Raw genomic sequence first — 26682 nt, 5'->3', positions numbered from 1 at the left:
CCGCTTCATAGGCGTCCCTCCTCAACAGCGTGGCACGCCACTCGGGTTCCGTCATCCTGTGTTTTCAGCAAGGGGATCTCTTGCTTACAGCGCGCATTGGCATGGGGGCAGCGGCCATGAAACACGCAGCCGCTAGGCAGGTTAACCGGGGTCGGCACTTCGCCGGTGAGGCGAATATGCTGGGGCCGGTCATCCTTCAAGCGTGGAATGGCCGAGAGCAGCGCCTGGGTATAGGGGTGGCGCGGCTTATCGAACAGCGTCGCGGTGGTGGCAACTTCACACACCGTGCCTAAGTACATCACCGCCACGCGGGTGCCAAAGTGCTCCACGACGGCTAGGTCGTGGGTAATGAACAGGTAGGTCAGATTGCGCTCTTGCTGGGCTTCCATCAGCAGGTTGAGCACCTGGGCTTGAATCGAGACGTCCAGTGCGGAGATAGGCTCGTCGGCAACGATGAACTCAGGGTCAACGGCCAGGGCGCGGGCAATGGCAATACGCTGCCGCTGGCCGCCGGAGAACTCGTGGCCAAAGCGTTTGCCCCAGTCCGGGTCGATGCCCACCGAGCGCATCACTTCCTCTACCTTGTCGAGAATCTGTGGCCGTTTCCAATCAGGGTGGTGCAGGCGTAGCGGTTCTTCCAGGGTTTGCTGAATGGTCATGCGTGGGTTGAGCGACGCATAAGGGTTCTGGAAGATCATCTGCATCCGCTTGCGATACGGCAGCAGTTGGCGCGAGCTTAAGTTATCGATGCGGTTGCCGTCGTAGCGAATCTCACCCTCTGTTGGGGTCAGTAGCCCCATGACGGTACGCGCCACGGTGGACTTGCCGCAGCCCGACTCACCGACCACGCACAGTGCTTCACCGCGTTTGATATCCAGATTCACACCATTAATGGCGTGAACGTGCTCTTGGTGGCGAACCAGCTTGCCGCCCTTAAAGCGCAGCTGATCGAGAAAATCCCCAGAGAGCGAGAAGCGCTTTTTCAAGTCGCGAATCTGCAGTAGCGAATCAGCGCTCTGTTCGTTCTGACGTGGAGTAGGATTATGGCTGTCCGTTATAGCCTCAGCGTGCGCACTCATGAGGTTTCCTCCTTCAAACGGCGATCTTCGAGCATTTCAGCCACCATATGACACGCCACACGGCAATTGCCGGATTCGACAAATTCGGGCACCTGCTGGGTGCAGGCGGGGCGGGGCTGGCCATCAGCACGATTGATAAAATCGCAGCGCGGATGAAACGCGCAGCCGCTGGGCAGGTTAGAGAGTGACGGCATGCTGCCGCGAATCTGATTGAGCTTTTCACCCGGCGTTGCCATCTGAGGCAGGGCGTTGATTAACCCCTGGGTGTAAGGGTGCTGCGGGTCGTTGATAATCTCCCGTGTTGGCCCTTGCTCAATGACTCGGCCAGCGTACATGACCAGCATGCGCTGGGTGACCTGGCTGACCACGCCCAGGTCGTGGGTGATCAGAATAAGCCCCACATTGTGCTGCTCGCAGAGATCAAGTAGCAGCGCCATGATCTCGGCTTGAATGGTCACATCAAGTGCCGTGGTGGGCTCGTCGGCAATGATAATGTCCGGGTCGAGGAGCAGCGCAATGGCAATAATAATCCGCTGACGCATACCGCCTGAAAGCTCGTGAGGGTACTGATCCAGGCGCGTTTCCGGCGAAGGGATTTGCACCTGTTGGAGTTTGTCCAGGGCGATCGCACGGGCTTCTTTGGAAGAGATGCGCCGGTGGGCTTTTAAGCACTCGACCATCTGCTCGCCAATGGAGAGCACCGGATTAAGCGTCATCATTGGGTCTTGGAAGATCATCGAAACGCGGTTGCCGCGTACTTTACGCAGGCCACGCTCAGACATGCGGTTAAGCACCTGACCGTCAAACGTCACCGTACCGCCGGCGATAAAGCCCGGTTTGGCGATCAAGTTGAGCAGCGAAAACGCGGCAACCGATTTGCCTGCGCCGGACTCACCGACAATACCCAGGCGCTCACCGCGCTCAAGGCTGAAACAGATATCGCGCAGGGCGTGCACTTCACCCTGGCGCAGCGCAAAGCGTACATCGAGGTTGTTGACTTCAAGTAGTGCCATGGTGTCCTCAGCCTTTGTAGAGTCGTGGGTTCATGACATCACGCAGCCAATCGCCGAGTAGATTGATCGACAGCACCAGTACCACCAGAACTGCACCCGGGATCAAGGTGATCCACCAGGAGCCGGACTGGATGTAGTCAAAGCCCGATTTGATCAGTGAGCCAAGCGAGGGGTGGGTCTCTGGCATCCCCAGTCCCAGAAACGACAGCGCCGCTTCAGAGATAATCGCGTTGGCAATCTGCACGGTAGAGATAACGAATATCGGTGACATGGTGTTGGGTAGCACGTGGCGGAACATAATCCGTTTGCTGCGTAGGCCCATCACGCGGGCGGCGTCAACGTACTCTTTGTTTTTCTCTGCCAGCACTGAGGCGCGCACGGTACGGGCATACTGGGGCCATTCGGCCAGGCCGATAATCAGGATCAGCATCATCACCGCGTACTGGCTATAGAAGGCGCTACCCATGGTCGCTTTGACCAAAGCGCCCACCACGATAGCGACCATAAGTGTCGAGAATGACAGCTGAATGTCTGCCAGGCGCATCAAAATCGTATCGACACGGCCGCCCAGGTAGCCCGCCATTAGGCCGAAGGTGACCCCTAGCAGCGCCTGCAAAATAACTGCACCGAAACCAATCAGCAGCGATACGCGGGTGCCATATAGCACAATCGACCATAAGTCGCGCCCCTGGGCATCGGTACCTAGCGCGTAACGCTCATCTGCACCGTCAATCCAGAAGGGCGGCAGTTCAGATGACATAATGTCGATCTGGGATAGGTCGTAAGGGTTCGTGGGCGCCAGCAGCGGTGAGGCAAAGGCGGCGATAACCATGCAGATAAACACAGCCAGGCAGAGCTGGGCGGTGCGGTCACGCTTGAAGCTGTACCATATATAGGAGTCGCGCAGGCGTTCCCAGCGGCTGGGTGAGGTGCTCGCTGGGGAGGAATTGTTGGTGGTGCTCATGCGGGCTTCCCAGTCAGTTTAACGGTGGGGTTCACCATGCCGTAGATGAGATCCACGATGGTGTTGGTGACGACAAAGATCACGCCGACGATCATCAGGTAGGTCACAATCAGCGGTATATCGGCGCGGTTGATCGCATCCAAAAACATCAAACCCATGCCGGGCCATTGGAAAACAGTCTCAGTCAAAATGGTGTAGGCCACCATGGTGCCGATCTGTACGCCGCCCACGGTAATCACCGGTAGCATGGTGTTTTTAAGGGCGTGAACGAAATAGACCCGGCGCATAGAGATGCCTTTAGCGCGGGCATACTTCACGTACTCCGACTGCAGGACTTCCATCATTTCGGCGCGAATCAGACGGATAAACAGCGGTAGCATAATGGAGGCTAGTGAGACCGCCGGCAGCACTAGATGCTGTAAACCGTTCCAAGTTGCCAGGTTGGTGTCCCAGTTGCCCACCACGTTAACGAGATCATAACCACGGCCGAAGGAGGGCATATTGCCTTCGGTGGAGAAGAAGTCATTCAGCCATGCGCCCCAGCCGGTACTTTCGGGGAACAATGTGACGGTGACGCCGATGGCGAAGATTTGAATCAGTACGATCGCGGTCAAGAACACTGGAATCGAGATACCGATAATCGATATACCCATAAACAGGCGTGAAATCGGTGAGCGCGGTTTGATGGCGCTATATACCCCAATGGGTACCGAAAGCAGCACAATAATCAGCGTCGCGGCAAATACCAGCTCCAGGGTGGCGGGTAAGTGGCGAGCAATTACTTCTAACGCCGGTTCGCGATAAAAGTACGAGTAGCCGAAATCGCCTTGAACGGCGTTTTTGGCAAAACGAGCGTACTGCACCAGGAAGGGGTCATTGAGGCCAAAGCGCTCGCGAATCTCTTCACGCTCGCTCTCTGGCACTGACTGGCCAACCATCTGCTGTATGGGGTCACCCAGGTTATCCTGAATGGCGAAGGCCAGCACGCTGATGACAAACATCACCAAAATCGCGTGCATCAGCCGCTTGATTAAAAAGGCAATCATGGCGTACGCCACCTATATGAGGGGTTCATCAAAGGGAGTAGGGGCATGTTATGCAGAGTTCTCACAGACGCGAACTGTCAGCTAAAAGGCTTCGCCCCCTAAACGCTTAGGGAGCGAAGCATCCTCGCGGTTTACTTGTTGGCTGTTAACGCTGCAGTGACTCTTTTCTAGGCATTTAATCAATCAGCGCTGTGAGCGCTTAATCGTCGCTGCGATTAATGACCAAGTCACCCAGGTAGGGGAAGTCAAGGGCGTTGACTACAGGCTCAATCTCAACCCCTTCAGCGGCCGCGTAGGCAAGGTTCTGCCAGTGCAGTGTGATATAGCCGACGTCTTCATAGAGCATGGCTTCGGCTTCGCGCAGCATTTCGTTGCGTTTTTCCAGATCGGTTTCGCTATCGGCTTCGGTGACGAGTGCGTCGATCTCTTCGTTGCAGTAGCCACCGTAGTTGTACTGGCCAGCACCGGTCTCTTCATCGAAGCAGAAGGTTAGATACTGGAAGAAGTTAGCGGTATCTTCGGTATCCGCGTGCCAGCCGATCATCGCCATATCGGATTGGCGGGTATCGTACTCAGGCCAGTACTGCGCCAGGGGCATGGTACGCAGGTCAACGTCAATATTGATTTGTGCCAGCATGTTGGCGACCGCTTGGGCGATCTGGGCATCGTTTACGTAGCGGTTGTTGGGGGCAATCATTTCAACGCTGAAACCGTCTGCGTAGCCCGCTTCGGCCATTAGCTCTTTGGCGCGTTCAATATCGTAGCGTGGCGTTAAGTCTGGGTTGTGACCGGAGTAACCTTTGGGTGATATCTGTCCGGCGGGCGTCGCGAAGCCGCGCATTAAGCGGTCGGCAATGGCTTCCTGGTTAATAGCCAGATCAACCGCTTGGCGAACGCGGGCATCCTGAAAGGCTTCAACGCGGTCTTCGTTCATTTGGAAGCCAATGATACGCGTACCGTCAACCTCAACCAGATTAACGCCGTCGGCCTCGCGTACGCGATCCAAATCGTTGGGAGGCACGGCATCAATAAAGTCGACACCGCCAGAGAGCAGGGCGGCAACCCGTGAGGCGTTCTCCGCGATGGGCGTCAGCACGATATTAGAGACATTGCCTTCGCTTGCGGTATCCCAGTAATCTTCAAAACGCTCAAAATCTACCCGTACACCCTGACGGCGGTCAGTCACCATGAACGGACCAGTACCGGATACATTGCGTGAAGCAAAGGAGTTGCCAGCTTTAACGATCTCACCTTTGTCGTTGCCACCCTCGGTTTCACCGCTATAGAACTCGCTATCCATCGGGAAGATGTAGGTAGCCAGGTTGAGCAGCAGCGGGTAAGGTTCGGTGGTGACGATCTCAACGGTGTAGTCGTCAACGGCTGCGGCGCTGGCAACCGGCTCAAAAATAGCGCGATAGTCAGGGCTCTCTTTCAGACGCTCAATGGTCCATACCACGTCTTTGGCGGTGAATTCGTTACCTGAGTGGAAGGTAACGCCTTCACGCAAGGTCATGCGCATGGTGGTTTCGTCGACTTGCTCCCACTCGGTGGCTAAGCGCGGCTCAAACTCAAAATCTTTTGTCCAGCGCACCAGCGGATCGAATGCCATATGAGAAAAGCGCAAGACGCCGCCAGAAAGCTGCTCGTGGATATCGAGGGTTTCAGGGTCGGCGGAGTAGCCAATACGCAGCGTTTCAGCACTTGCGGTCATCGGTAGTAACGTCGTACCCGCAACCACTGCACCAATAACGGAAGCCAGTAAGGTTTTCTTGAGCGTCATCATCGTTCCCTTAAATCATTGTTTATTTTTCGTTTTACCGCCGTTTTCTTGGCTAGAAGCACCCTTCCCGCCAGGAAAGCGTCAGCAAAACAGACACGGTCAGTTGTTAAGCCTATTTACAACACAAGCGCACAACCTAGGCTTACAACATAGAGAGTGCCTATCGCGTCATACAATCGAAATAATGACAGGCATCATTCGTCTACTGAATGATGAGGCTAATAGCGGTACGCTCAAGGCTCTGATTAAGACGAAAGTAGTAAGCGAAAAGCGACACATAATAGGACGGAAAATCTTATGTGGAAAAAAATTGGGATAGCGTTGATGGGGTCTTGGCTACCTATCACTGGTTTTGCTACTGAGCCTGTGGGGCAAAGTCCCCCTGATCAAGGTGGCTCTGAGCGCGCGGCGCCTGAAATAGCAGGGTCGTTGGATGATGAGCTACGCGAGTGGTTTATTTTAAGTCATGGTAATGACTCAAATGCCTCATTCGTAGAGCTAGGCGACGATATCAATATTGATATCACAGGCTCTGTTGACGATGAGACGTGGGAAGGCGAGGAGGCGCTCTCTATTAGCCTGACCGTGAACGAAGAGCAGTTGACCAATGCAGTGGTTATTTATTCCATTGGGGCTTCTATTGCCCCGCCGCTATTCACCTCTGAAGGGGGGGAAGTAGTAGTAACGCTGACTCACTATGAACGTACCAGCCAAACGGTTCACGTAGCAGGGAAAATAGAGGGGGAGCTGCTACTGCAAGTCGAGCTAGGTGAACCGCCAAGCCAGGAAGAGGGCATTGAGATCGACGTGGCGTTCGATGTAGAGGCGCAAAAAGTAGAGTTCTAATGCCCAGGTCGACGTTTGCCGACCTGGTGACATGACCTCAGTGGCTATCCATGTCCATCAACAGCGCTTAACCGAACTGCTGGTGCAGCCAGGCATTAATAGTGTCAGATTCGTACATCCACTCTTCACGCCCATCGTCGTGGGTGATTCTCAAGCAGGGCACTTTGACTTTGCCACCCCCTTCCAAGAGCGCCTGCTTATGGGCAGGATCAAGTTGAGCATCACGTACCTCAATGTTTAAACCCAGCCGCGCTATCTCTTTGCGCACCTTGATGCAGAACGGGCAGGTGCGAAATTGGTACAGCGCAAGGTTCTGGCACGCTTGATCCACCTTGGCTTGCTCTTCAGGCGTACGCTCTACTGACTTAGGCGTGGAAAGCTTCTCGGAAATCAGCATGACCGGGGCGAGCACCAAGCGAAGACCACGAAAGAAATAGCGAATTAAAATGCGCATCGAAAAGGCTCCTGTGCTGAGATGTTGGCTTACATCAGCGTGACAAGTGGGAAGAAAGGGATCGTCATCATTAGTAAACAGTGGCCGCATCCTGCAACAACTAAAGGGATTTGTCACTTGAGTGGTGCTTTGTCAGCGTTTATGGCGATGAATAGATGAGCAAATAGCCTCAACATGCTAGGCTGCTTAGCTATTTTTTAAACCGGTTTTTAAACCGGTGGCTATTTTTACGCCATTTTTTGGCTTTTAGTGAATTGGTTTACGGGCGATTAACGGGGCGAGAGCCATGCATCTGCATATTATGGGTATCTGCGGCACCTTTATGGGTAGCCTGGCACTGCTGGCGCGTGAAATGGGGCACCAGGTGAGTGGCTCTGATCAGAATGTTTACCCACCCATGAGCACCCAGTTGGTTGATGCGGGCATCACCTTAATGGAGGGCTACCACGCCGAGCATCTGTCACCAGCGCCGGATCTTGTCGTGGTGGGCAATGCCTTGTCACGGGGCAATGAAGAGGTTGAAGCGTTACTCAATAGCGGCCTGCCGTATACCTCGGGTGCGCAGTGGTTGGCGGAGCACGTGCTGCCCGGCCGACGCGTCATTGCCGTGGCAGGTACCCACGGTAAAACCACCACCGCAAGCGTATTAGCCTGGCTTTTAGAGAGTGCCGGCTTAGCGCCGGGGTTTTTGATTGGTGGCGTGCCGCGTAATTTTGGCGTGTCGGCGCGCGTGGGTGATCCGCAAGCGCCGTTTGTGGTGGAAGCTGACGAGTACGACACGGCGTTCTTTGATAAACGTTCCAAGTTTGTTCACTACCGTCCGCATATCGCCATACTCAACAACCTTGAGTTTGACCACGCCGATATCTTCCCCGACCTGGCAGCCATTGAGCGCCAGTTCCATCACCTGGTGCGCACCGTCCCAAGCCAGGGGCACCTATTAGTTGCTGATGAGCAGCCCGCCCTTGAACGTGTTCTGAGCCAGGGCGCCTGGACGCCGGTAGCGCACTTTGGTGATCGGGATGCGAGCGAGTGGCAACTGAAATTAGAGCGCGACGACGCCAGTCGTTTCCAGGTGATTTATAGCGCTGGCGAGTCTGGTCAGGATACCCATGGACAAGAGGAGGACGGGGTCGTCGAGTGGGCGCTAACCGGCGAGCATAACGCCCGCAATGCGTTGGCAGCGCTGGCGGCGGCGCATTTGTGTGGGGTTGATTTAGCCCGTGGCTGTGCGGCGCTGGCGCGTTTTGAAACACCCAGAAGGCGCCAGGAGGTGCGCGGCGAAATCAATGGCATTCAGGTGATCGATGATTTCGCCCACCACCCCACGGCGATTGCCGCGACGCTCAAAGGTCTACGTGCGGCCACCACGAAAGGACGCCTGCTGGCGGTCATCGAGCCGCGCTCCAATACCATGCGTTTAGGTGCTCTGCGCGAGCGGTTACTCGAGAGCGTGGCTGACGCTGATGGCGTTTTTTGGTTTCAGCCCGCCGAGCTCGACTGGTCGATGGACGAGCTGGTTGCCACGCAAGGTGCGCATGCCCAGCTGTTTAGCGATATTGATACGCTGGTGGCAGCAGTGGTCACCCAAGCGTCACCGTTGGATCGCATTGTGGTGATGTCCAACGGTGGCTTTGAGGGCGTGCATGAACGCTTGCTCGCCGCATTAGCCGCAGCCAAGGAGGGGAATGCGTGACAGATAGAGCCGACGCATCGTTCAAAAAGCCAATTACCGTGGCACTCACCGGCGCATCCGGGGCTCAATACGGTTTGCGCTTGATCGATGTACTAGTCGCCGCAGGCCATGAAGTGTGGGTCATGATTTCGAAAGCCGCCCACATGGTCATCGCCACAGAAACAGATATTGAGCTGCCCGCCCAGCCCCAGCGTTTAGCCGAGGCGCTGAGTGAGCGCAGTGGGGCGCAGCCTGGTCAGATTCGCTGCTTTGGTCGCGAAGACTGGATGGCGCCGGTGGCATCAGGCTCTGGCGCGCCCTCCGCCATGGTGGTGTGCCCGTGCTCTACCGGCACGCTTTCTGCCGTTGCAACGGGGGCTAGCAATAATCTGATTGAGCGGGCGGCGGACGTGGCGATTAAAGAGCGCCGAACGCTGGTGCTGGTGCCGCGGGAAAGCCCATTTTCACCGATTCACTTGGAGCACATGTTGGCATTGAGTCGCTTGGGAGTGGTCATTTTGCCGGCGGCTCCTGGGTTTTATCACTACCCGCAAAGCATTGATGATCTGATTGATTTTATTGTCGCGCGTATTCTCAACCAGTTGGGAATCGAGCATTCGCTGGTGCCTCGCTGGGGAGAGGTCGGAGATAAGGATGAGTGATCTATGATGTCGTGGGCCACGCTGTCGGTTTTTGTGCCAACGTTTCTGTTTGTCTCGCTAACCCCAGGTATGTGCATGACCCTCGCCATGGTGCTGGGCATGACCCAAGGCGTCAAACGCACGCTGTGGATGATGATTGGCGAGTTGCTCGGCGTGGGCTTGGTGGCGGCGGCCGCTGGCGCAGGCGTGGCGGCGTTAATGCTGCGTCAGCCAGAGCTGTTTGTGCTGTTTAAGTGGGTGGGCGGCGCTTACCTGGGTTATTTGGGTATTATGATGTGGCGTTCCCGTGGGCGCATGGCGATTCCTAGCGAGCTTGATGCGGGCCCACCCGCTAGCCCCCTGCAGTTAGCCATGCAAGGGTTTGTTACCGCGGTGGCAAACCCTAAAGGGTGGGCATTTTTTATGGTGCTGCTGCCGCCTTTTTTGGATAGTAGTCGCCCATTGCCGGGGCAGCTCAGCCTGCTGATAGCGGTCATTTTGACCATTGAGTTTGTCAGCATGCTGGTCTATGCCACCGGCGGCAAAACGCTACGCAATGTGCTCGGTAAAAGCGGCAATGTCCGGCTCCTGAATCGCATCGCCGGAACACTGATGATTGGGGTAGGCCTGTGGCTTGCCTTGGGGTAAAGCGGTGTCGATTTAAAGCTAAACCGGTGGGAAGAAGCCGACGCGAGCGCTGATAAGCACTAGCGATGCCAGGCTGAGCAGAAGCCACGGGCAGGGGCGCATCGACGGGCGCGACTGCTGCTGCCAATGAAGTAGCGTGAGTGCGCAAACGACCAAGCCGAGTAGCGCGCCTCCCACCAGATCACTGAACCAGTGCACGCCCACCACCAGTCTTGATAGCGCCATGGGCAGTGCAAGCGCTAGTGCTATCCAGTACACCCAAAAGCGTTTTTGACGGGGTATCTCGGCCGCAACGAACGCCGCTGTAAGGCCAACGAGCACCATGGCGGTGGAAGTGTGGGCGCTGGGGTAGGAGAACGAGCCCATTAAGTAGTCCGGTGTCTCTGGGCGAGCACGACCAAACAGCCCTTTGCCTACTGTGTTTAGCAGGGCGACGCTGGCAAAGGCGCCACTCCAGTGCAGTAAAGCCTCCCATCTCTTGCTCACCAGCATCCATGCTGCCCAAGGCAGTGTTAAAGCGATAATGCCTAGGGTGTCGCCAATGCGTGCAAAAACATTCCCCGCTCGGTACAAAACATCGCTCTGCAGCCAGGAGAACAGTTGCTGAATGAACAGATCAATCTCAAGCGGTTCATGGTGGGCGATGACCAGCAGTGTCCAGCCAGACAGACTGCCTAGCGCTATGACCAGTAACAGTAGTGAAGCCAAGGGAACATCGCCGGTTTGACTCATGGCCAGCCATGGCCTGCGTAGTAGCGGCATACGGCGAACGCTGACAGCAATAGCCCGGTAAAGTCGCCCATGCCGTGTCGCCTGATGCCGACCCCAGGAGAAAATCACCGCGAGCACGACAATGATCGCTGCGAGGATAAGCAGCGCAGCCTCTATGCCTGGCGGTAGATTCAAATGGTGCTGCCAGGTACGCCCCAACAAATAGCCGGGCAGTATATAGGCAGGCGCCCACAGTGCTGCAGAAGTGACGTTAGCCCAAATAAAGGTGCGTGGTGGCATACGCATCATGCCTGCTACCAAGGGAATAATCGGTCGCACCGGACCGACAAAGCGGCCGATAAACACTGACCAAATGCCATAGCGCTCAAAGAACCGTGCCCCGCGGCCCAACCATTCGGGATGCAGGGAAAGGGGCCATCTCTGAGTGACCTGCTCGTGATGTTTAAAGCCCAGCGAAAAACTGACGCCGTCGCCTAAAATAGCGCCTATGAAGGCAGCACCGATTAACCATGCCAAGCCAAGATCCTGATGTCCCGCCAGGGAGGCTGCGGTAGTGATTAACACCACGCCCGGCACCAGCAGCCCGATCAAGGCAAGTGATTCTACTAATGAAATCGCCAGCACCAGACAGACGATCAACGCAGGCGATGGCGTTAATGAGTGGAGCAGATCGGCTAGCGGCAAGGAGAGTACTCCAGCGTCAGATAAGAGACATTGAAAAGGCAGATTAGAGGTTGGCGAGGGCGGCGCCGCGGGTTTCCAGGCGCTTTACATAGTGTGCAAAGTGCTCGGTGCGACTGGGTAAGCAGGCGGCAATGCGCGCTTCCAGTTGACCGGTTTCTACCAGTACACGCTGTGAAAGAGCTCTTTGTAAACGCTCGCGTACCAACAGAGCGCCGCTTTCACTAGTGTCAGGTAGAACCAGCCAAAAAGTGGCGCTGTCCGCGCGCCCCAGCACATCATGATCGCGACAACGGCTATTCACTTCACCGCATAGCGCTCCCAGCAGCGCCGTTTGCGCACGATGGCCAAACTGCTCTGCTGCCATATCCAACTGCGGTAAATGCAGTACCAGCACTGCCAGTTGCTGATTGAGCATGGCAGCGCGCTGGAACTCGCTGTGTAAACGCTCTTTTAGCGTGTCCATATGGAAAGCTTCGCAGTCGCTGTCGTTGGGGTCGGTAGCTCTTAAGAGTGCGCGGCGACGAGCATGCTCCCAGCGGGGGAGGGCAAGTAACAGTGTTAAAGCAGCATAGCCCACGATAATCGCCGGTGGCGCGGAGGCGACCGAAGGAAGCAGCCACCACAATGGCCCAATGGCAATATTAATCAGCATTGCAGCCCATAGCGGTAGCAGTAAAAACGCGGCGGTAATCGGCAGGCCTAACCATAGAGGTGATACCTGCGGCTGAAAATAGAAAGCGCCGAGCACTACCGAGTAGGTACTGCAGAGTAAAATAATGCGCGGCAGGTAGCTTTTTACGCCCTGCCCTATATGCATCAGCAGGGCGGCCATTAGCAGCAGGGTCATAAAGGTGGGAATCAGCAGGTCGCGGTAGTCACCCATGGCATACAGCCATAGCGCGTAACCCACCATCAACGCGATACTGGAAGTATAAGCCAGGGTCATTAATCGTTTGGGGAGGTACTCGATCATACCGTCTCCCGCACCCGCTCAGCCGGAAGTTTGCTGATCTCAAACACCGAAAGCGTTGCCGGTTCGATATCGATTAATTCAAGGTGTTCACTGGTAATATTGTCGGGTAAGTCGGCGAGTAGTAGGCTGCGTCGTTGAGCGGCTTCTCTAGGTGAGCGGGCAAGAATGAGTGTCACCAGCGTTGTGCTGCTTAATCGGTAAACGTTTTCAAAATCATAGGTTAATTCGCACAGCTTTTGCGCCATTGGCCACAGTTGGTGGCGTTTTACGTGCAGAATAAACAGTTCCGCATGAACGCCTTCACGCTCGCAGCGCGTTTGTTCCCGGGCGATATCGCGCAGCAACTGCTCACCGGCCCAAAGGTTAAGGCCGGGAATCAATCGCAGGCGTTGGCGAATGGAACCGTTCATATCAATAAGCTGCTGTGCTCTGGATAAGGCCAGCAGGCCAAGCACCAGCAGTGAACAAATCAGCAGCACAAGCGCTGACGCCTCCAATTGAGGTGCTACCATTACAGCGCTAATCAGTGCAGCGCTGAGGTTAAAAGCGGCGACCCCATTGTTTTGGGGCAGCATCAGCATTGCGGCCCACGCCCAGATTAAAATGCCGTGTCGTTCTGGAGCAGTGGCAATTAAACCCAATAGCAGTGCACCCGGTACAATTTGCCATGGCAATCCTCGCGAACGACGGTGGCTAAAATCAAGCATCAGTGCGGTGATGAGTAACCAGCCGACTGATAGCCACAGCACTAGGGCAGCAGCAGGGGGTGTAGCGGGTGTCCATAGTGCCAAAGCGACGGCAGCAGCTAAAAGATTGGCACGTAGCAGGCGGATTTTGTACTTGCTTTGCATGGTGACTTACTATTCGTCCTGAATGACCAGATGTATCTCATCAAGTAAAGTAATTGTAGGATAATAAATGTACGCGAGACATATTAGTGCCTTAATCGTCCCCAGTATAACGATGAAATGACGTAACATAAGCAAAACATGTAAAACGCGATACATGGTTAATTAAAAAATTAAAGTATCCTTCCGTACGGAGACACTATGAGCGCTTCAACACCGTTCCAAGACGAGGCCCATCAGCACTTAATTGCCGGGAATGTGCCCGCCTACATGCAGGCCTTGGGGCAAGCGGCGCGCCGTGCCGCCAGTGAACTGCGGCGGGCGGATACCGGGTTGAAAAACCGTGCGCTAATGGCTATGGCGCAGCGCTTGACCGAGGCGCGAGCCAAAATACTGGATGCCAACACCGAGGATTTACAGCGTGGCCGCGAGAACGGTTTGGAAAGCGCGCTGCTGGATCGCTTAGCTCTGAACGACGCGCGTATCGACGCCATGATTGAAGGGCTACAGCAGGTAGCGGGCTTGCCTGACCCGGTGGGCGAAATTGGCGATATGCGTTATCGGCCTAGCGGCATCCAAGTGGGCAAAATGCGCGTCCCGCTGGGCGTCATCGGGATTATTTACGAGTCGCGCCCAAATGTAACCCTGGAAGCCGCCAGCCTATGTTTGAAGTCGGGCAACGCCTGTATTTTGCGCGGCGGGTCGGAAGCCAGCCAGTCAAATGCCGCCATTAGCGCCTGTATCCAAACGGGGTTAGCTGATGTAGGCCTGCCAGCGGGTAGTGTGCAGGTAGTCGCCACCACTGATCGCGCGGCGGTGGGTGAAATGATTAGCATGCCGGAATATGTCGACGTGATTATCCCCCGCGGTGGAAAGTCGTTGATTGAGCGTATCAGCCGTGATGCCCGCGTACCGGTTATCAAACATCTCGACGGTGTTTGTCATGTGTATATCGATACCACCGCTGATCCCGCCAAAGCGCTAGCCATCGCCGTCAATGCGAAAACTCATCGCTACGGCACCTGTAACACCATGGAAACGTTGCTGGTTGATGCGCCGATTGCTGACCTGCTGCTGCCGGAACTGGCCCGCGCTTATGCCGAACATGAAGTTGAACTGCGTGGCTGCCAGCGTACGCAGGCATTGTTGCCACAGGCGGCAGCTGCTGAAGAAGCCGATTGGTATGCCGAGTATTTGGCCCCCGTGCTGGCAATCAAAGTGGTCGATGGTATCGATGAAGCGATTGCCCATATTGAACAGTACGGCTCTCACCACACTGATGCGATTGTCACCCAGGATTATTCACTCGCACGCCGCTTTATGGCGGAAGTCGACTCCAGTTCGGTGATTGTGAATGCCTCTACCCGGTTTGCCGATGGTTTTGAGTACGGGCTTGGCGCTGAGATCGGAATTTCAACCGATAAGCTTCACGCCCGTGGGCCTGTCGGTTTGGAAGGGCTAACCACTCAGAAATACGTCGTATTTGGCGATGGCCAGGTGCGTGAATAGGGTGGTGGCATGAGTCAAACGGAGCAGCGTATCGGCATGTTGGGCGGCACCTTTGACCCTGTTCATCTGGGGCATTTGCGCAGCGCGGTAGAGTTGCATGAGGCGCTGTCGCTTGATCGGCTACATATGATACCGGCTCAACAGCCACCGCTACGTGGGCGACCCCAAGTCTCGGCGAAACAGAGATTGGCGTTATTAGAAGCGGGTATCGGTGCGACGCCTGGGCTGATCGCCGATGACCGCGAGCTGCGCCGTGACGGCCCCTCTTATAGCGTCGATACACTGGCTGAGCTGCGTGGGGAAGTTGGCGAACAGGCCCGTCTGGTGATGGCGATTGGTTTTGATGCCTTTTTGCGGCTCGCCCAGTGGCACCAGCCGGAGCGCTTGTTTGAGTTTGCTCATCTAGTGGTGATTGCCAGACCGGGCTATGACGATCCGTTACCGGCATCATTAATGGAACTGGTAGCGCATCGCAGAGTCGATAGCGTAGACGCATTGATGCAGCGGCCTTGCGGCGGCTATCTGCCATTGGAACTGCCATCACTGATGGCGATCTCGGCGACGTATATCCGCGAGCGTTTGGAGGCCGGGAAAAGCGTGCGCTATTTACTGCCAGAAGCCGTTGAATTGGCCATTACGCAGGACGGACTTTATCGACAACGCGAATAGCGCTGGCAGTCATCAAAGAAGCCGTTACAATGGCCGGCTTTATTGACCGATTAACCAATAAGGTTGTCTTTAGGAGTCATGCACATCGATACATTGAAAAATCTAGCGGTTGACGCGCTAGAAGAACTGAAAGCACGTGACATTACACAGTTGGATGTTGCCAAATTAACCGAGGTTACCGACCTCATGCTGATTGCCAGTGGCACTTCGACCCGCCATGTGGCTGCCCTGGCGCAAAACGTCGTGGAAAAAGCCAAGGCTGCAGGGCTTGGCCCGCTGGGCGTTGAAGGTGGCGATAACGCCGATTGGGTACTGGTCGACCTGGGGGATGTCGTTGTCCACGTGATGATGCCCGAGGCACGCACCCTGTATGACTTAGAGCGGCTGTGGGCCGATCTGCCCAGCGACTCGGGTGCCATTGGCGACTCTCTTGAGCGCTTCCAAGAGCGAGCCGGCATGTCATGAAGATCCGGCTGTTAGCGGTAGGAAGCAAAATGCCTGGCTGGGTAGAAGAGGGCGTCAATACTTACCGCAAGCGGCTACCGAGAGATTTTAATCTCGAGATAGAAGAAATTGCCCTCGGTCAGCGTGGCAAAAATGCAGATATCGCGAAGGCGCGTGCCCAAGAGGCGCAGCGAATTCGCGATAAGTTGCGTGGCGACGAGTATCTAGTCGCGCTGGAAGTCAAAGGTAAGCCTTGGACCACCGAACAGTTAGCGCAAGAAGCCGATGCCTGGCGCATGGCCGGGCGAGATATTGTCCTGCTTGTGGGGGGGCCAGACGGTCTCGAGCCCTCGCTCTCTGCGACGGCTGACAAAACCTGGTCGATCTCCCCGCTGACGCTGCCTCACCCGCTGGTGCGGATTATGCTGGCCGAGCAGCTCTACCGTGCCTGGACACTACTGGTAGGTCACCCTTATCACCGCTGACGGCTAACTGAGATGGTGAGCGATCACTGTTATGGCCTGCTGCGCCTTTTGTTTGATTTGATTGTTTGATTTGAGAGTCATCGTTACCATGCTCAAGCGCCCCAACACGCTAAAAAACTCCGAGCAAGAACTGCGTATTTTTCGTGTTAGAGCGCTACTCGCGGTGTTAGTAGTTTTTACGCTTGCAGGCTTGCTAACGAGTCGCTTGGTTTATTTGCAGATCGTCCAGCATGATATGTACAGCACGCGCTCCGAAAACAACCGGGTTCGCGTCGAGCCGCTGCCGCCGAACCGCGGTTTGATCTATGACCGTAACGGGGTGCTGCTGGCTGAAAACCGTCCCACCTACAACCTCACGCTGGTTCGCGAGCGTGTCGATAACCTAGATGAAACCCTAGCACTATTGGTCGACCTGCTTGAACTGCCTGAAGAGGAGATCGAGGCGTTCAATGTGCGTTCACGCCAACGCCAGCGTCCTTTCCAGCCAGCCCTCCTTACCAGTGACTTAAGCGAAGCACAAATTGCCCGTTTGGCGGTTAATCGTCATCGTCTGCCTGGAGTCGAAATAGAGGCTCAGCCGCTGCGCTACTATCCCGATGCCGAAATCATGGCACACACACTGGGCTACGTTGGGCGGATTAACGCCGAAGAGATGGAAACCCTGGACGCGGGTCGCTACGCAGGGACTCATTTTATCGGTAAGACGGGGGTTGAGCGTTTTTACGAAGAGGAGCTGCACGGTCAGGCAGGCTTGCGCAAAGTTGAGACAAACGCTCGCGGGCGAGTCTTGCGGGAGCTTGGGCGAACCGATCCGGTGCCTGGTAAGAACCTAACCCTAACCCTGGATAAGTCGCTGCAAACACTGGCTTACGAATTGCTGGATGGTCGTCGTGGCTCCATTGTGGCTATCGTGCCGGGCACTGGTGAGATCCTCGCCATGGTATCGACACCGGGTTTTGACAGTAACCAGTTTGTCACCGGTATTGATGTTGCGTCTTATCGCGCTTTGCAGCAAGACCTTGATCTCCCTCTGTTTAACCGCGCGACTCGCGGTCACTATCCTCCCGGCTCTACGATTAAGCCCTTTCTAGCGCTCGCGGGTTTGGTGGAAGGGGTAATCACTCCAGACAGCACCATAAACGACCCTGGTTACTACCAATTGCCTAATGATTCCCGACGCTATCGCAACTGGCTGCGTTGGGGGCACGGGCGGGTCGATTTAGAACGAGCTTTAGCGGTATCTAATAACACCTATTTTTATACCCTTGCGCACGATTTAGGCATTGATGACTTACATGATCAAATGAGTAATTTTGGCTTTGGCCGGCGTGTAGCCCATGACGTTCAGGGAGAGAGTGGTGCTTTGATGCCTTCGCGAGATTGGAAGCGTGGCCGCTTTAACCAGCCCTGGTATCCCGGGGAAACCCTCTCGGTGGGGATTGGACAAGGCTATTGGCAGGTAACACCTCTCCAGCTAGCCAGTGCTACGGCAACGCTGGCCAATCGGGGCCATTGGGTGAAACCAAGGCTGGCCCGACAGATTGGTGATACCCCTGTGCCGCGTGATCTGCCGGATACGTTAGATGATATTGTGCTCGCCAATGATAGCTGGTGGGATCGTGTATTCAGCGGCATGGAAAAGGTGGTTAGTGGCACGGAAGGCACTGCCCGGCGAACCGGTGTGGGCCTTGAGTACCGCATGGGCGGCAAATCAGGCACCGCACAAGTATTTTCGCTGGGGCAGGATCAGCGCTACAACGCCGATGAGCTGGCCGAACGACTGCGCGACCACGCTCTGTTTGTGGCCTTTGCGCCGTTGGATGACCCCCAGATTGCCGTCTCGGTTATTGTTGAGAATGCCGGTGGTGGCAGTACCCACGCAGCGCATCTGGCCCGTGCAATGACCGATGCCTGGTTACTTGAGGATGAGGCCCCCGACGTAGAGGAAGTGCGTGAAGTGTTGGAAGAAGATGATGCCAATGTGGAGGGAAACTAAGCCATGCCTTGGCATTATATAGCCCGTTCGATGCGTGGCCATCCTGTTCGCCCGCCTGAGAGTGGTATCGCCCGGCGGAAAAGTATCTGGGAGCGAATCCATCTCGACCCTTGGCTGCTAGGTTTGCTATTGCTGCTGATGGGGAGCGGTTTAATCGTTCTTTACAGCGCTTCCGGACAATCTATTGATGCAGTGATTGGCCAAGGCGTGCGTTTTCTTATCGCGCTGGTAGGCATGGTAATTATTGCCCAGTTCTCGCCCTCAACCTTTTTGCGCTTTGCTCCATTGGCCTATTGTGTTGGCGTAGCCATGCTGATTGCCGTTGATGTAGTGGGTGATGTGGGCATGGGGGCGAAGCGCTGGCTAGTGATTCCTGGTGTGATACGTTTTCAGCCATCGGAAATGATGAAGTTAGCTGCCCCGTTAATGGTTGCTGCCTATCTAAATCGCTGCGAACTACCGCCCCGCCTGCGCGATATTGTCGTGTGTGGGGTCATTATTGGCGTGCCTGTGGTACTAACCGCGATCCAACCCGATTTGGGTACTTCGCTGCTGGTATCTAGCGCGGCCCTGATTGTCGTGCTACTGGCGGGCTTGTCGTGGCGTTTGATTGGATTTATTACCGCGCTGGGGGCTGCCGCAGTGCCGCTGCTCTGGATGAATATGCATAACTACCAGCGTCAGCGGGTATTGACGTTTCTCAACCCTGAAAGCGATCCGTTGGGGGCAGGCTGGAATATTATTCAGTCGACCACGGCCATAGGTAGTGGCGGGCTATGGGGCAAGGGGTGGCTGCAGGGTACCCAGTCCCAACTAGAGTTTTTACCTGAGCGACACACCGATTTCATCATTGCCGTCCTGGGCGAGGAGTTTGGTTTGGTGGGTATGCTTGTGCTGCTGTTCCTATATCTATTGATTGTCAGCCGTGGTTTGTGGATGGCAAGCTCCGCGCAAGATACCTTTGGGCGTTTGGTGGCAGGCAGCATCATTCTAACTTTTTTTATCTACGTGTTCGTCAATATGGGCATGGTGAGCGGCATTTTGCCCGTGGTAGGGGTGCCGCTGCCATTGGTTAGTTATGGCGGCACCTCTAGCGTGACCTTGTTAGCGGGTTTCGGTATTCTCATGTCGATACATGCGCATCGTCGGTTACTGTCGCGCTAGCGATGCAGCCTGCCTCAGACGCTAATGTTGCTCGGTAATGGATAATTCAGGATTGAATAGCTCAGGAGTGGAGAGCCAATGAACAAGGTTCAAGGGAAGACGAGCAGCTATGTGTTGGCCGCGCTGATGTGCTGGGTGGCCCCCGTGGCGTTTGCTGATCAGCCTTCACCGCAGGCTCAGTTTGAGACTCCTCACCACTTTGCTCCCCAGCAAAATGCTGACAGCCAAGCGCTGGTGGAAGAGCTGGTCGAGCAAGGGTTACCGCAAGAATGGTTGGCAGAAGCGCTGGGGCAGGCGAGCTATACCCAAAGCGTATTAGATGCCATGGAAGGGGCTGCTGAGCGGCGTCTGAAGTGGTACGAATATCGTGCTATTTTTCTGACCCAGCAGCGCATTGAAGAGGGCGTGGAGTTTATCGATGCTCATGCCGACGCCTTGGCGCGAGCGGAAAGCACCTATGGTGTGCCCGCTGAAATCATTACCGCTATTATTGGCGTTGAAACTTACTATGGTCGCCATAAAGGCCAGCATCGCGTGCTGGATTCGCTAGCCACACTGGCGTTTCATCATCCAGCAAGGGGGGCTTTTTTTCGCGGTGAGCTAGCGGCCTTTTTACGTATTGCCTACGAACAGCAGGTCGACCCTACCGAGTTGCGCGGTTCCTATGCCGGCGCAATGGGTTACCCGCAGTTTATTCCCACCAGTTATCAAGCCTATGCCGTGGATTTTGATGGCGATGGACGACGTGATCTTTGGGAGAACCCGGTTGATGCGATTGGCAGCGTCGCTAATTACTTTGCCGAGCATAACTGGAAGCCGGGAGCTGATATCTACCACCAGGCCACTGGGCCAGACGTAATGCCCGTAGAGTTACTCCAGGAACTCTCATTTAACCAAACCTCACCTCCCGCGGTGAGTATTGCTCAGTTGGCCACTCATGGGCTTGAGCCCAGCGAGCCACTTGATGATAATTTGCCAGTGGTGCCGTTGGCGCTTGAGTTCGCCAATGGAGAGACCCGTTACCGGTTTGGCGAGTATAATTTTTACGTGATTACCCGCTACAACCATAGTCACCTCTATGCCATGGCCGTAGCCGAGTTGGCAGAAGCGATTGCTGAGCTGCACGAGGATGAGGGATGAAGAGCAAATTGAGGATTAGCCGGCGGGCGGTTGGTGCGATTGCCTTACTGGCGCTGGTCAGCGGCTGTGCCAGCAATGACACTCAGCGGGTAGATGCCTCCGGTTCTGCGAATCAAACGGCGGTTCCTGCTTCAACGGCGGCCAGCACTAGTGGTGGTCGCTATGCCATGAGTGGTGATGCCTATCCGCTCGAGCCGCCGGATGTTACCAAGGTGCCTGATGCAGAGCCCCGCATTGAGCAGCCTTCCAGAGCGGGCAACCGCTCTAGCTATGAAGTGTGGGGGAAAACCTATCAAGTGCTGCCTGATGCAACGGGTTATGAGAAACGTGGTACGGCCTCCTGGTATGGCGAAAAATTCCATGGCTACGCGACCTCAAACGGTGAAATCTACGACATGTATAAAATGTCGGCGGCACACCGTTCGCTGCCTCTACCCACCTTTGCGCGAGTCACAAACCTGGATAATGGGCGATCGGTCATTGTCCGAGTGAACGACCGTGGCCCCTTCCACAGTGACCGTGAGATCGATCTCTCCTACGCGGCAGCCGCCCGGCTAGGCTTCCTCGACAATGGTACCGGTTCCGTGAAAGTGGAAGCGATCAACCCTGAGCAGTGGCTGGCCGAGCACGGCAAGGGTGGTGGCGACGCTTCCCCCCAGCCTCGCGTAGCCGAGGCACCGCGGGTTGCTGCAAATGCTTCTTCTATGCCCGTTCCGCCGGCGGCGTCTGCTGCATCTGCGGCTGATCCTTCACCACAGAAACAAACAGCGCAGCCGCCAAGCGAAGGGGAAGCCGGCGACGCAGTGTATCTGCAGATCGCGGCACTGGGTAATCCGGAAGGCGCTCAGCAGTTACAGCAGCGTTTACAAGGTGAGCAGCCCCATGCGGTGCGTATTATGAACGACGCTGACGTTTATCGTGTTCAAGTGGGTCCCATCGCTCCGAGCCAAGAACCTCAAGCGCGAGAAACACTGCGCCAAGCAGGGTTCCCCCAGGTCTTTGTTGTGCGATAATTCACCCCTGTTTATTTCCGGTGGCGCGCCTTACGCGCCGCCGTTTTTTTAAAATAAGCTTTTCAAGTAAGCTTTCAAGTAAGTGAGACTGACGTTATGAACGTGTTTACATCCATTGGTCGCTCTGCACGCCTGTGCCTCTTCGCTGCCATGGCGACGGTTGCTGTGCCTGCCAGTGCCCAGCCAACGCCTCAGCCGGTAATTCCGCAGCCGCAAACCATTATCCCTTCAGCCCCTCAGTTAGCGGCAAGTTCGTGGATTCTGATGGATGCTAACAGTGGCCGTATCTTGGCCGAGCATAACTCCGATGAGCGTCTGCCACCGGCAAGTTTAACCAAGCTGATGACCGCCTATTTGGTAGAGCGTGAGCTCAATCGTGGCACCATTAAGCTCACTGATATGGTTAATATTAGCGAGAATGCCTGGCGCACCGGCGGCTCGAAAATGTTTATTGAGGTGGGTGATCAGGTTTCGGTGGATGATCTACTCCACGGTATCATCATTGTGTCGGGCAACGATGCCAGCGTCGCCATGGCAGAGCATTTGGCGGGTGGTGAGGTGCCCTTTGCCGATCTGATGAATCAGCATGCCACGCGGTTGGGTATGAATAACACCAACTTCCAGAACGCCACTGGCTTGCCCGCCGACAACCACTACTCAACGGCCCATGACTTGGCGCGTTTATCCCGGCACATTATTAATGACTACCCTGATCACTACGAAATCTACTCCCATCGTACGTTCTCCTATGGTGGTATTGATCAGCCCAACCGTAACCGTTTGCTGTGGCGTGACCCTTCGGTGGATGGCCTGAAAACTGGCTGGACAACGGAGGCGGGGTTCTGTCTGGTGTCTTCAGCTAAGCGTGATGATATGCGCTTGATTTCCGTAGTGATGGGCACCAACTCTGATGAAGCACGCGCTCAGGAAACCCAAAAGCTGCTCAGCTACGGTTTCCGCTTTTTCGAAACCATGAAGCTCTATGAGCGCGGTGCCGTATTGGCAACGCCGCGGGTTTGGGGCGGCGATATCAATGAGCTGCGTGTTGGTGTCGATGAAGAAGTCTTTATGACCCTGCCACGCAACCGCAACGAAGAGCTGCGTGCGCGCCTAAACCTCAATCCAGACCTACAGGCACCGATTGCCATTGGCGACGAGGTTGGTACGCTGGAAGTGCATTTAGGTGACGAAGTGGTCGGTGAGCGCCGCTTGGTGGCGCTGGAAAACATCGAAGAGGGTGGTCTCTTTAAGCGCTTGTTCGATCAGGTGCAGCGCTTCTTTAGTAATCTGATTAGTAATTTTACGGATTGATTATAGACTTACAGCCGATAGGTTGATGGGTTCTAGCGTATATCTGTGATGAACCCAGTCTTTGTGAAAATCAGTCTTTACGAAATAGGTTTGTTATGAAAAAAGGTGCTCCGGGACTTCGTGATTTGCGCCAACCGGCGGCTCAGGAGCCGCCTAAAATCACTTTCCCATGTGATTACTCGTTAAAAGTCGTCGGCGATGCGGCCGAAGACTTTCCTGCCTGTGTGTGCCAGGTGATTGTGCGCCATGACCCTGACTTCGATGCAACGGCAATGCAGGTGGTCGATAGCCGCAATGGCCGTTTTCAATCGGTACGTGTGGTGATTAGAGCGACCGGAGAGCAGCATATTAAAGAGTTGTTCGACGACCTCAAGGCTACTGGCCGTGTGCATATGGTGGTGTAACCGTGGAAAACGCCGTGCCGATTGAGTTGCACGATTTGGGTCACCAGGCCTACCTGCCAGTGTGGGAAGCTATGCGCACGCTAACCGATACACGGGATGCGCAAACCCCTGATCAGTTCTGGTTGGTCGAGCATGACCCGGTGTTTACCCAAGGACAGGCTGGCAAGCCCGAACACCTGCTGCTGCCCGGCGATATTCCGGTGGTGCACGTTGATCGGGGGGGGCAAGTCACTTATCACGGGCCAGGGCAGGTGGTGCTGTACCCGCTGCTGGATGTACGGCGGGGAAAAATTGGCGTGCGCGATTTAGTCACTGCATTGGAGAATGCCGTAATTGACGTCTTGAGCCACTATGGCGTGAGCGCCCGAGCGCGGCCCGATGCTCCAGGGGTTTATGTGATGACAGAAGCGGGTGAGGCGAAGATTGCCTCACTTGGCCTGCGTATTCGTCGGGGGGCGAGCTTTCACGGCGTGGCGTTGAATGTAGACGGTGACCTGACGCCTTTTTTGCGCATTAACCCCTGCGGCTATGCAGGTATGCCCATGGCGAAGTTGGCTGACCTCGTCTCGTTATCAGGTGATCATCGGGTGGGTGAGCAGCTGGCCGAGGCGCTGGCTAAACGGCTAAACCGCGAATTGGTCAGTGTCGAGAACACGCCACTGTAAAAATTGGGTCACCGTTATTAAAAAAAACGGTTCAAAAAACGAGGCTTATAAAGCGGGTCTTAAAACCCGCTCCATACATAGTAGCAAGCCCCGTAGAACGCTTAATTTAAGCCTATCCTACGTTGAGCGCTGGAATAATATTGGGGTTTGCTTCTTGCTCCTGACCGGGAATCGCGGCAGGTGAGGCGAGCCCCAGGTTGTTTTTCTCAAACACGCGATCAGCGCGGTAGCTTGAACGTACCAGCGGGCCAGAGGGCACTTCCATAAAGCCTTTTTCCAGGCCAATCACGCGGTAGCGATCAAACTCTTCAGGCGTTACCCAGCGCTCCACCGACAGGTGATTTTTGGTCGGGCGAAGGTACTGGCCAAGCGTGACAATATCGACGCCGATCTCACGTAAATCATCAAACGTTTGCAAAATCTCTTCGTCGGTTTCACCCAAGCCCAGCATCAGGCTGGTTTTGGTGATGATATCTGGGCGGTAGCGCTTGGCATGAGCAAGGACATCGAGGGTTTTGCGGTAACCTGCCCGCCGGTCACGCACTCGGCCTGTCAGGCGTTCCACGGTCTCCACATTTTGGGCAAATACCTGTAGGCCTGAATCGACGACGCGTTCGATAGCGGCAAGGTCACCATCAAAGTCGGGCGTCAAGGCTTCGACTACCACCTCGGGTGTGCGCGCTTTGATCGCGCGAATGCAGTTGGCGTAGTGGGTTGCGCCGCCATCGTCGAGGTCGTCACGGTCAACTGAAGTCAGTACGATATAACGCAGCCCCATGAGCTCTACAGATTTAGCCGTATTTTCAGGCTCTTCGTGGTCAAGCCAGCCCTGGGGGTTGCCGGTGTCTACTGCGCAGAACCGACAGGCGCGGGTACATACCGAGCCCATCAGCATGATAGTGGCCGTGCCGTTGCTCCAGCACTCGCCCATATTGGGGCAGTGGGATTCAGCGCAAACAGTGCTTAATCGGTGGGTCGCGACGTTTTTCTTGACCGCTTCAAAACGCTCGCCACCTGGAATCTGTGCTCGCAGCCACTTGGGTTTGCGCTCAAGCTCAACAGAAGGGGCCTCTGGCTGCGCTTTGCGCTGCTTCATGCCATCCTTGATCACCGACATGCCATGTTCATTACGGTATTTTTCACCGCTGGACACGCGCTGCGAGGGGTTATTGCTCATAGTGACAGAGCCTCTCTTCTGTGCGGTAGGCCGAAGGCGTAAAAAAGGTTTAACCCTGTTCCAAGCCTGCCTATTGATACCTGGTTAATACGAAGTTTGCTCAATATTTTATCGCGCTAATGATGGCTAATGTAACATATCTCGCTGCCAACAAGACACCGTAAGCCATCACTCGCCTTCAGGAGGGAAGTATCGGCAAACAGGCTACCCCATGGCTGGGTAAGGGGCTGGCGGGCGCCTGAAAGTGACGGCGATAGTCGGGTAAGTGTTCACGGATGAAACTCAAAAATAGCTCGGCGACCGGAGTGGGTAAGCGCTCCCGCGTATAGACCGTGCACCAAGAGCGGTGGATGGGAAAGTCGGGCAACCCCAGCTCAAACAGTAACCCCTGCTCAAGCTCCAGCTGCACTGCCAAACGCGGCAGCACGGCAACACCTAAGTGAGCCATGACGCCCCCTTTAATCGCTTCATTGGTACCTAACTCAATACAGTGGGGAAGCGCGACCTGCTGACTGGCCGCCATCTGCTCAAAAGCGTTGCGTACGCCGGAACCGGGTTCGCGCATTAGCACGTAATGGCGCGCAAAGTCTGCTAAGGAGGGTTGCGGCATCGAAAGTAGCGGATGCTCGGGCCAGACGACGGCGATCAGTTCGTTATCAATAATCGGCATCACTACCAAGCGATCGTCTTCAGGCACCATGGCCATGATAACCAAGTCGTCCTGCTGCTCAGCCAATCGATCGAGTGCCTGGCAGCGATTGCATACCTTTAAGCGGACATGTACTTCGGGATAGTGAGCACGGAAGCGGGCAAGTAAATAAGGCACCACATATTGGGCTGAGGAAACCGCTGCGATGTTGAGTTCGCCGCTTATTTTGCCGTTAATATCCGATAGGTTCATTTCCAGCCGTGACAGTTGGCCAAAAATTTCGCGCGCTGAGTGGGCGAGGGTATCGGCGGCGGGAAGCGTGTGAAGCGTTTTACCCGCATAATTAAACAGAGGCTGACCCAGTGCCAACTCAAGCTGCCGTATTTGCGCGCTGACTGCTGGCTGGGTCAGTCCCAGTTGCTCAGCTGCACGAGAGTAGGAGCGCTGCCGATGCACCGCCTGGAAGACCTGGAGTTGCCGAAATGTTAGGCGATTGAGCAGATTGGGGGATGACATAAAAACCTCGTAGTGAGCACCCTTTAACTAATATCAAAATCAGGCTTCATCGCCAGGGCAAAGCATGCTAACACTGAATCTTTTAGACTGCCTAAATAGGACTTCATTAGTCACATAAGGCGTAATTGCCAGGGTTAAAGATCGACGCCGTGCGCAT

At 55.3% G+C, this 26682-nt stretch carries 26 protein-coding genes; 15 read left to right on the top strand and 11 right to left on the bottom strand.

What is annotated here, in order from left to right; all coding sequences use genetic code 11:
• Positions 1 to 5: 5 nt before the first annotated feature.
• The 5 genes from RO22_RS13945 to RO22_RS13925 all read right to left on the bottom strand — a co-directional run bounded on the left by RO22_RS13945 (position 6) and on the right by RO22_RS13925 (position 5882).
• Positions 6 to 1079, bottom strand: a complete 1074-nt coding sequence (locus RO22_RS13945; RefSeq protein ID WP_041158549.1) for an ABC transporter ATP-binding protein — start codon at positions 1077 to 1079, stop codon at positions 6 to 8.
• A complete protein-coding gene (locus tag RO22_RS13940; protein ID WP_009287009.1) occupies positions 1076 to 2092 on the bottom strand; it encodes an ABC transporter ATP-binding protein in 1017 nt (338 codons plus the stop codon). The genes RO22_RS13945 and RO22_RS13940 overlap by 4 nt, the downstream gene beginning before the upstream one ends.
• 7 nt (positions 2093 to 2099) lie before the next feature.
• Positions 2100 to 3056 carry an ABC transporter permease gene (locus RO22_RS13935; protein WP_041158548.1) on the bottom strand — a complete coding sequence of 319 codons (957 nt, stop codon included), beginning with the start codon at positions 3054 to 3056 and terminating at the stop codon, positions 2100 to 2102.
• Positions 3053 to 4102 carry an ABC transporter permease gene (locus RO22_RS13930; RefSeq protein ID WP_039859109.1) on the bottom strand — a complete coding sequence of 350 codons (1050 nt, stop codon included), beginning with the start codon at positions 4100 to 4102 and terminating at the stop codon, positions 3053 to 3055. Before RO22_RS13930 ends, RO22_RS13935 begins: the two co-directional genes overlap by 4 nt.
• Before the next feature lie 199 nt (positions 4103 to 4301).
• Positions 4302 to 5882, bottom strand: coding sequence for an ABC transporter substrate-binding protein (locus tag RO22_RS13925; protein WP_041158547.1), 1581 nt, complete (start codon positions 5880 to 5882; stop codon positions 4302 to 4304).
• Between the two features lie 297 nt (positions 5883 to 6179).
• Here RO22_RS13925 and RO22_RS13920 point away from each other — a divergent pair, with 297 nt between their 5' ends.
• Positions 6180 to 6728, top strand: coding sequence for a hypothetical protein (locus RO22_RS13920; RefSeq protein WP_041158546.1), 549 nt, complete (start codon positions 6180 to 6182; stop codon positions 6726 to 6728).
• Between the two features lie 67 nt (positions 6729 to 6795).
• Here RO22_RS13920 and RO22_RS13915 read toward each other — a convergent pair whose 3' ends face one another.
• Positions 6796 to 7182 (bottom strand): glutaredoxin family protein, encoded by a 387-nt coding sequence (locus RO22_RS13915; protein WP_022523151.1) that lies wholly within the window; start codon positions 7180 to 7182, stop codon positions 6796 to 6798.
• A 286-nt stretch (positions 7183 to 7468) separates the two neighbouring features.
• On the opposite strand from RO22_RS13915, the gene mpl reads away from it, so the two are divergent.
• Genes mpl through RO22_RS13900 form a run of 3 tightly spaced genes read left to right on the top strand, consistent with a single transcriptional unit; the run spans position 7469 to position 10146 of the window.
• Positions 7469 to 8878 carry a UDP-N-acetylmuramate:L-alanyl-gamma-D-glutamyl-meso-diaminopimelate ligase gene (mpl, locus tag RO22_RS13910; protein ID WP_041158545.1) on the top strand — a complete coding sequence of 470 codons (1410 nt, stop codon included), beginning with the start codon at positions 7469 to 7471 and terminating at the stop codon, positions 8876 to 8878.
• Positions 8875 to 9519 carry a flavin prenyltransferase UbiX gene (locus RO22_RS13905; protein WP_041158544.1) on the top strand — a complete coding sequence of 215 codons (645 nt, stop codon included), beginning with the start codon at positions 8875 to 8877 and terminating at the stop codon, positions 9517 to 9519. The genes mpl and RO22_RS13905 overlap by 4 nt, the downstream gene beginning before the upstream one ends.
• Before the next feature lie 3 nt (positions 9520 to 9522).
• Positions 9523 to 10146 (top strand): LysE family translocator, encoded by a 624-nt coding sequence (locus tag RO22_RS13900; protein ID WP_027957547.1) that lies wholly within the window; start codon positions 9523 to 9525, stop codon positions 10144 to 10146.
• Positions 10147 to 10164: 18 nt separating this feature from the next.
• Here RO22_RS13900 and RO22_RS13895 read toward each other — a convergent pair whose 3' ends face one another.
• Genes RO22_RS13895 through RO22_RS13885 form a run of 3 tightly spaced genes read right to left on the bottom strand, consistent with a single transcriptional unit; the run spans position 10165 to position 13386 of the window.
• Positions 10165 to 11562 carry a bifunctional DedA family/phosphatase PAP2 family protein gene (locus RO22_RS13895; RefSeq protein ID WP_041158543.1) on the bottom strand — a complete coding sequence of 466 codons (1398 nt, stop codon included), beginning with the start codon at positions 11560 to 11562 and terminating at the stop codon, positions 10165 to 10167.
• Positions 11563 to 11605: 43 nt separating this feature from the next.
• A complete protein-coding gene (locus RO22_RS13890) occupies positions 11606 to 12535 on the bottom strand; it encodes a diguanylate cyclase domain-containing protein (protein WP_041158542.1) in 930 nt (309 codons plus the stop codon).
• Complete coding sequence (locus RO22_RS13885; protein ID WP_009287000.1) at positions 12532 to 13386, bottom strand: hypothetical protein; 855 nt, start codon at positions 13384 to 13386, stop codon at positions 12532 to 12534. Before RO22_RS13885 ends, RO22_RS13890 begins: the two co-directional genes overlap by 4 nt.
• Before the next feature lie 198 nt (positions 13387 to 13584).
• Between RO22_RS13885 and RO22_RS13880 the strand changes: the two genes are divergently transcribed.
• From RO22_RS13880 to lipB, 11 genes are all read left to right on the top strand, one after another.
• Complete coding sequence (locus tag RO22_RS13880) at positions 13585 to 14892, top strand: glutamate-5-semialdehyde dehydrogenase (RefSeq protein WP_022523154.1); 1308 nt, start codon at positions 13585 to 13587, stop codon at positions 14890 to 14892.
• A 9-nt stretch (positions 14893 to 14901) separates the two neighbouring features.
• Positions 14902 to 15561 carry a nicotinate-nucleotide adenylyltransferase gene (gene nadD / locus RO22_RS13875; protein WP_022523155.1) on the top strand — a complete coding sequence of 220 codons (660 nt, stop codon included), beginning with the start codon at positions 14902 to 14904 and terminating at the stop codon, positions 15559 to 15561.
• A 78-nt stretch (positions 15562 to 15639) separates the two neighbouring features.
• Positions 15640 to 16026 carry a ribosome silencing factor gene (gene rsfS / locus RO22_RS13870; RefSeq protein WP_022523156.1) on the top strand — a complete coding sequence of 129 codons (387 nt, stop codon included), beginning with the start codon at positions 15640 to 15642 and terminating at the stop codon, positions 16024 to 16026.
• The gene (gene rlmH / locus RO22_RS13865) at positions 16023 to 16490 is read left to right on the top strand and encodes a 23S rRNA (pseudouridine(1915)-N(3))-methyltransferase RlmH (RefSeq protein WP_009286999.1); all 468 of its coding nucleotides are present in this window, start codon (positions 16023 to 16025) and stop codon (positions 16488 to 16490) included. The genes rsfS and rlmH overlap by 4 nt, the downstream gene beginning before the upstream one ends.
• Before the next feature lie 88 nt (positions 16491 to 16578).
• Entirely contained in the window at positions 16579 to 18486 is a 1908-nt protein-coding gene (gene mrdA, locus RO22_RS13860; RefSeq protein ID WP_022523157.1) for a penicillin-binding protein 2, read from the top strand.
• A 3-nt stretch (positions 18487 to 18489) separates the two neighbouring features.
• Positions 18490 to 19650: a rod shape-determining protein RodA gene (rodA, locus tag RO22_RS13855; protein WP_041158541.1), complete on the top strand. Its 1161-nt coding sequence runs from the start codon at positions 18490 to 18492 to the stop codon at positions 19648 to 19650.
• A gap of 78 nt (positions 19651 to 19728) precedes the next feature.
• Positions 19729 to 20790 (top strand): lytic murein transglycosylase B, encoded by a 1062-nt coding sequence (gene mltB, locus RO22_RS13850; protein ID WP_041158540.1) that lies wholly within the window; start codon positions 19729 to 19731, stop codon positions 20788 to 20790.
• Positions 20787 to 21803, top strand: a complete 1017-nt coding sequence (locus tag RO22_RS13845) for a septal ring lytic transglycosylase RlpA family protein (protein WP_041158539.1) — start codon at positions 20787 to 20789, stop codon at positions 21801 to 21803. The genes mltB and RO22_RS13845 overlap by 4 nt, the downstream gene beginning before the upstream one ends.
• Positions 21804 to 21899: 96 nt before the next feature.
• Complete coding sequence (locus tag RO22_RS13840) at positions 21900 to 23114, top strand: D-alanyl-D-alanine carboxypeptidase family protein (RefSeq protein ID WP_027957539.1); 1215 nt, start codon at positions 21900 to 21902, stop codon at positions 23112 to 23114.
• Between the two features lie 95 nt (positions 23115 to 23209).
• Entirely contained in the window at positions 23210 to 23518 is a 309-nt protein-coding gene (locus RO22_RS13835) for a YbeD family protein (protein ID WP_022523161.1), read from the top strand.
• A gap of 2 nt (positions 23519 to 23520) precedes the next feature.
• The gene (lipB, locus tag RO22_RS13830) at positions 23521 to 24183 is read left to right on the top strand and encodes a lipoyl(octanoyl) transferase LipB (protein ID WP_009286994.1); all 663 of its coding nucleotides are present in this window, start codon (positions 23521 to 23523) and stop codon (positions 24181 to 24183) included.
• A 112-nt stretch (positions 24184 to 24295) separates the two neighbouring features.
• Here lipB and lipA read toward each other — a convergent pair whose 3' ends face one another.
• Together lipA and RO22_RS13820 are read right to left on the bottom strand one after the other, a co-directional pair.
• Positions 24296 to 25360: a lipoyl synthase gene (gene lipA / locus RO22_RS13825; RefSeq protein WP_022523163.1), complete on the bottom strand. Its 1065-nt coding sequence runs from the start codon at positions 25358 to 25360 to the stop codon at positions 24296 to 24298.
• A gap of 178 nt (positions 25361 to 25538) precedes the next feature.
• Complete coding sequence (locus RO22_RS13820; RefSeq protein ID WP_027957536.1) at positions 25539 to 26525, bottom strand: LysR family transcriptional regulator; 987 nt, start codon at positions 26523 to 26525, stop codon at positions 25539 to 25541.
• Between the last annotated feature and the right edge of the window lie 157 nt (positions 26526 to 26682).

The sequence above is a fragment of the Halomonas sp. KHS3 genome (assembly GCF_000830495.1).
Classification (GTDB): Bacteria; Pseudomonadota; Gammaproteobacteria; order Pseudomonadales; family Halomonadaceae; genus Vreelandella; species Vreelandella titanicae.
Note: the sequence above shows the minus strand (reverse complement) of the source record. Positions and strands in the feature narration are given on the sequence as shown.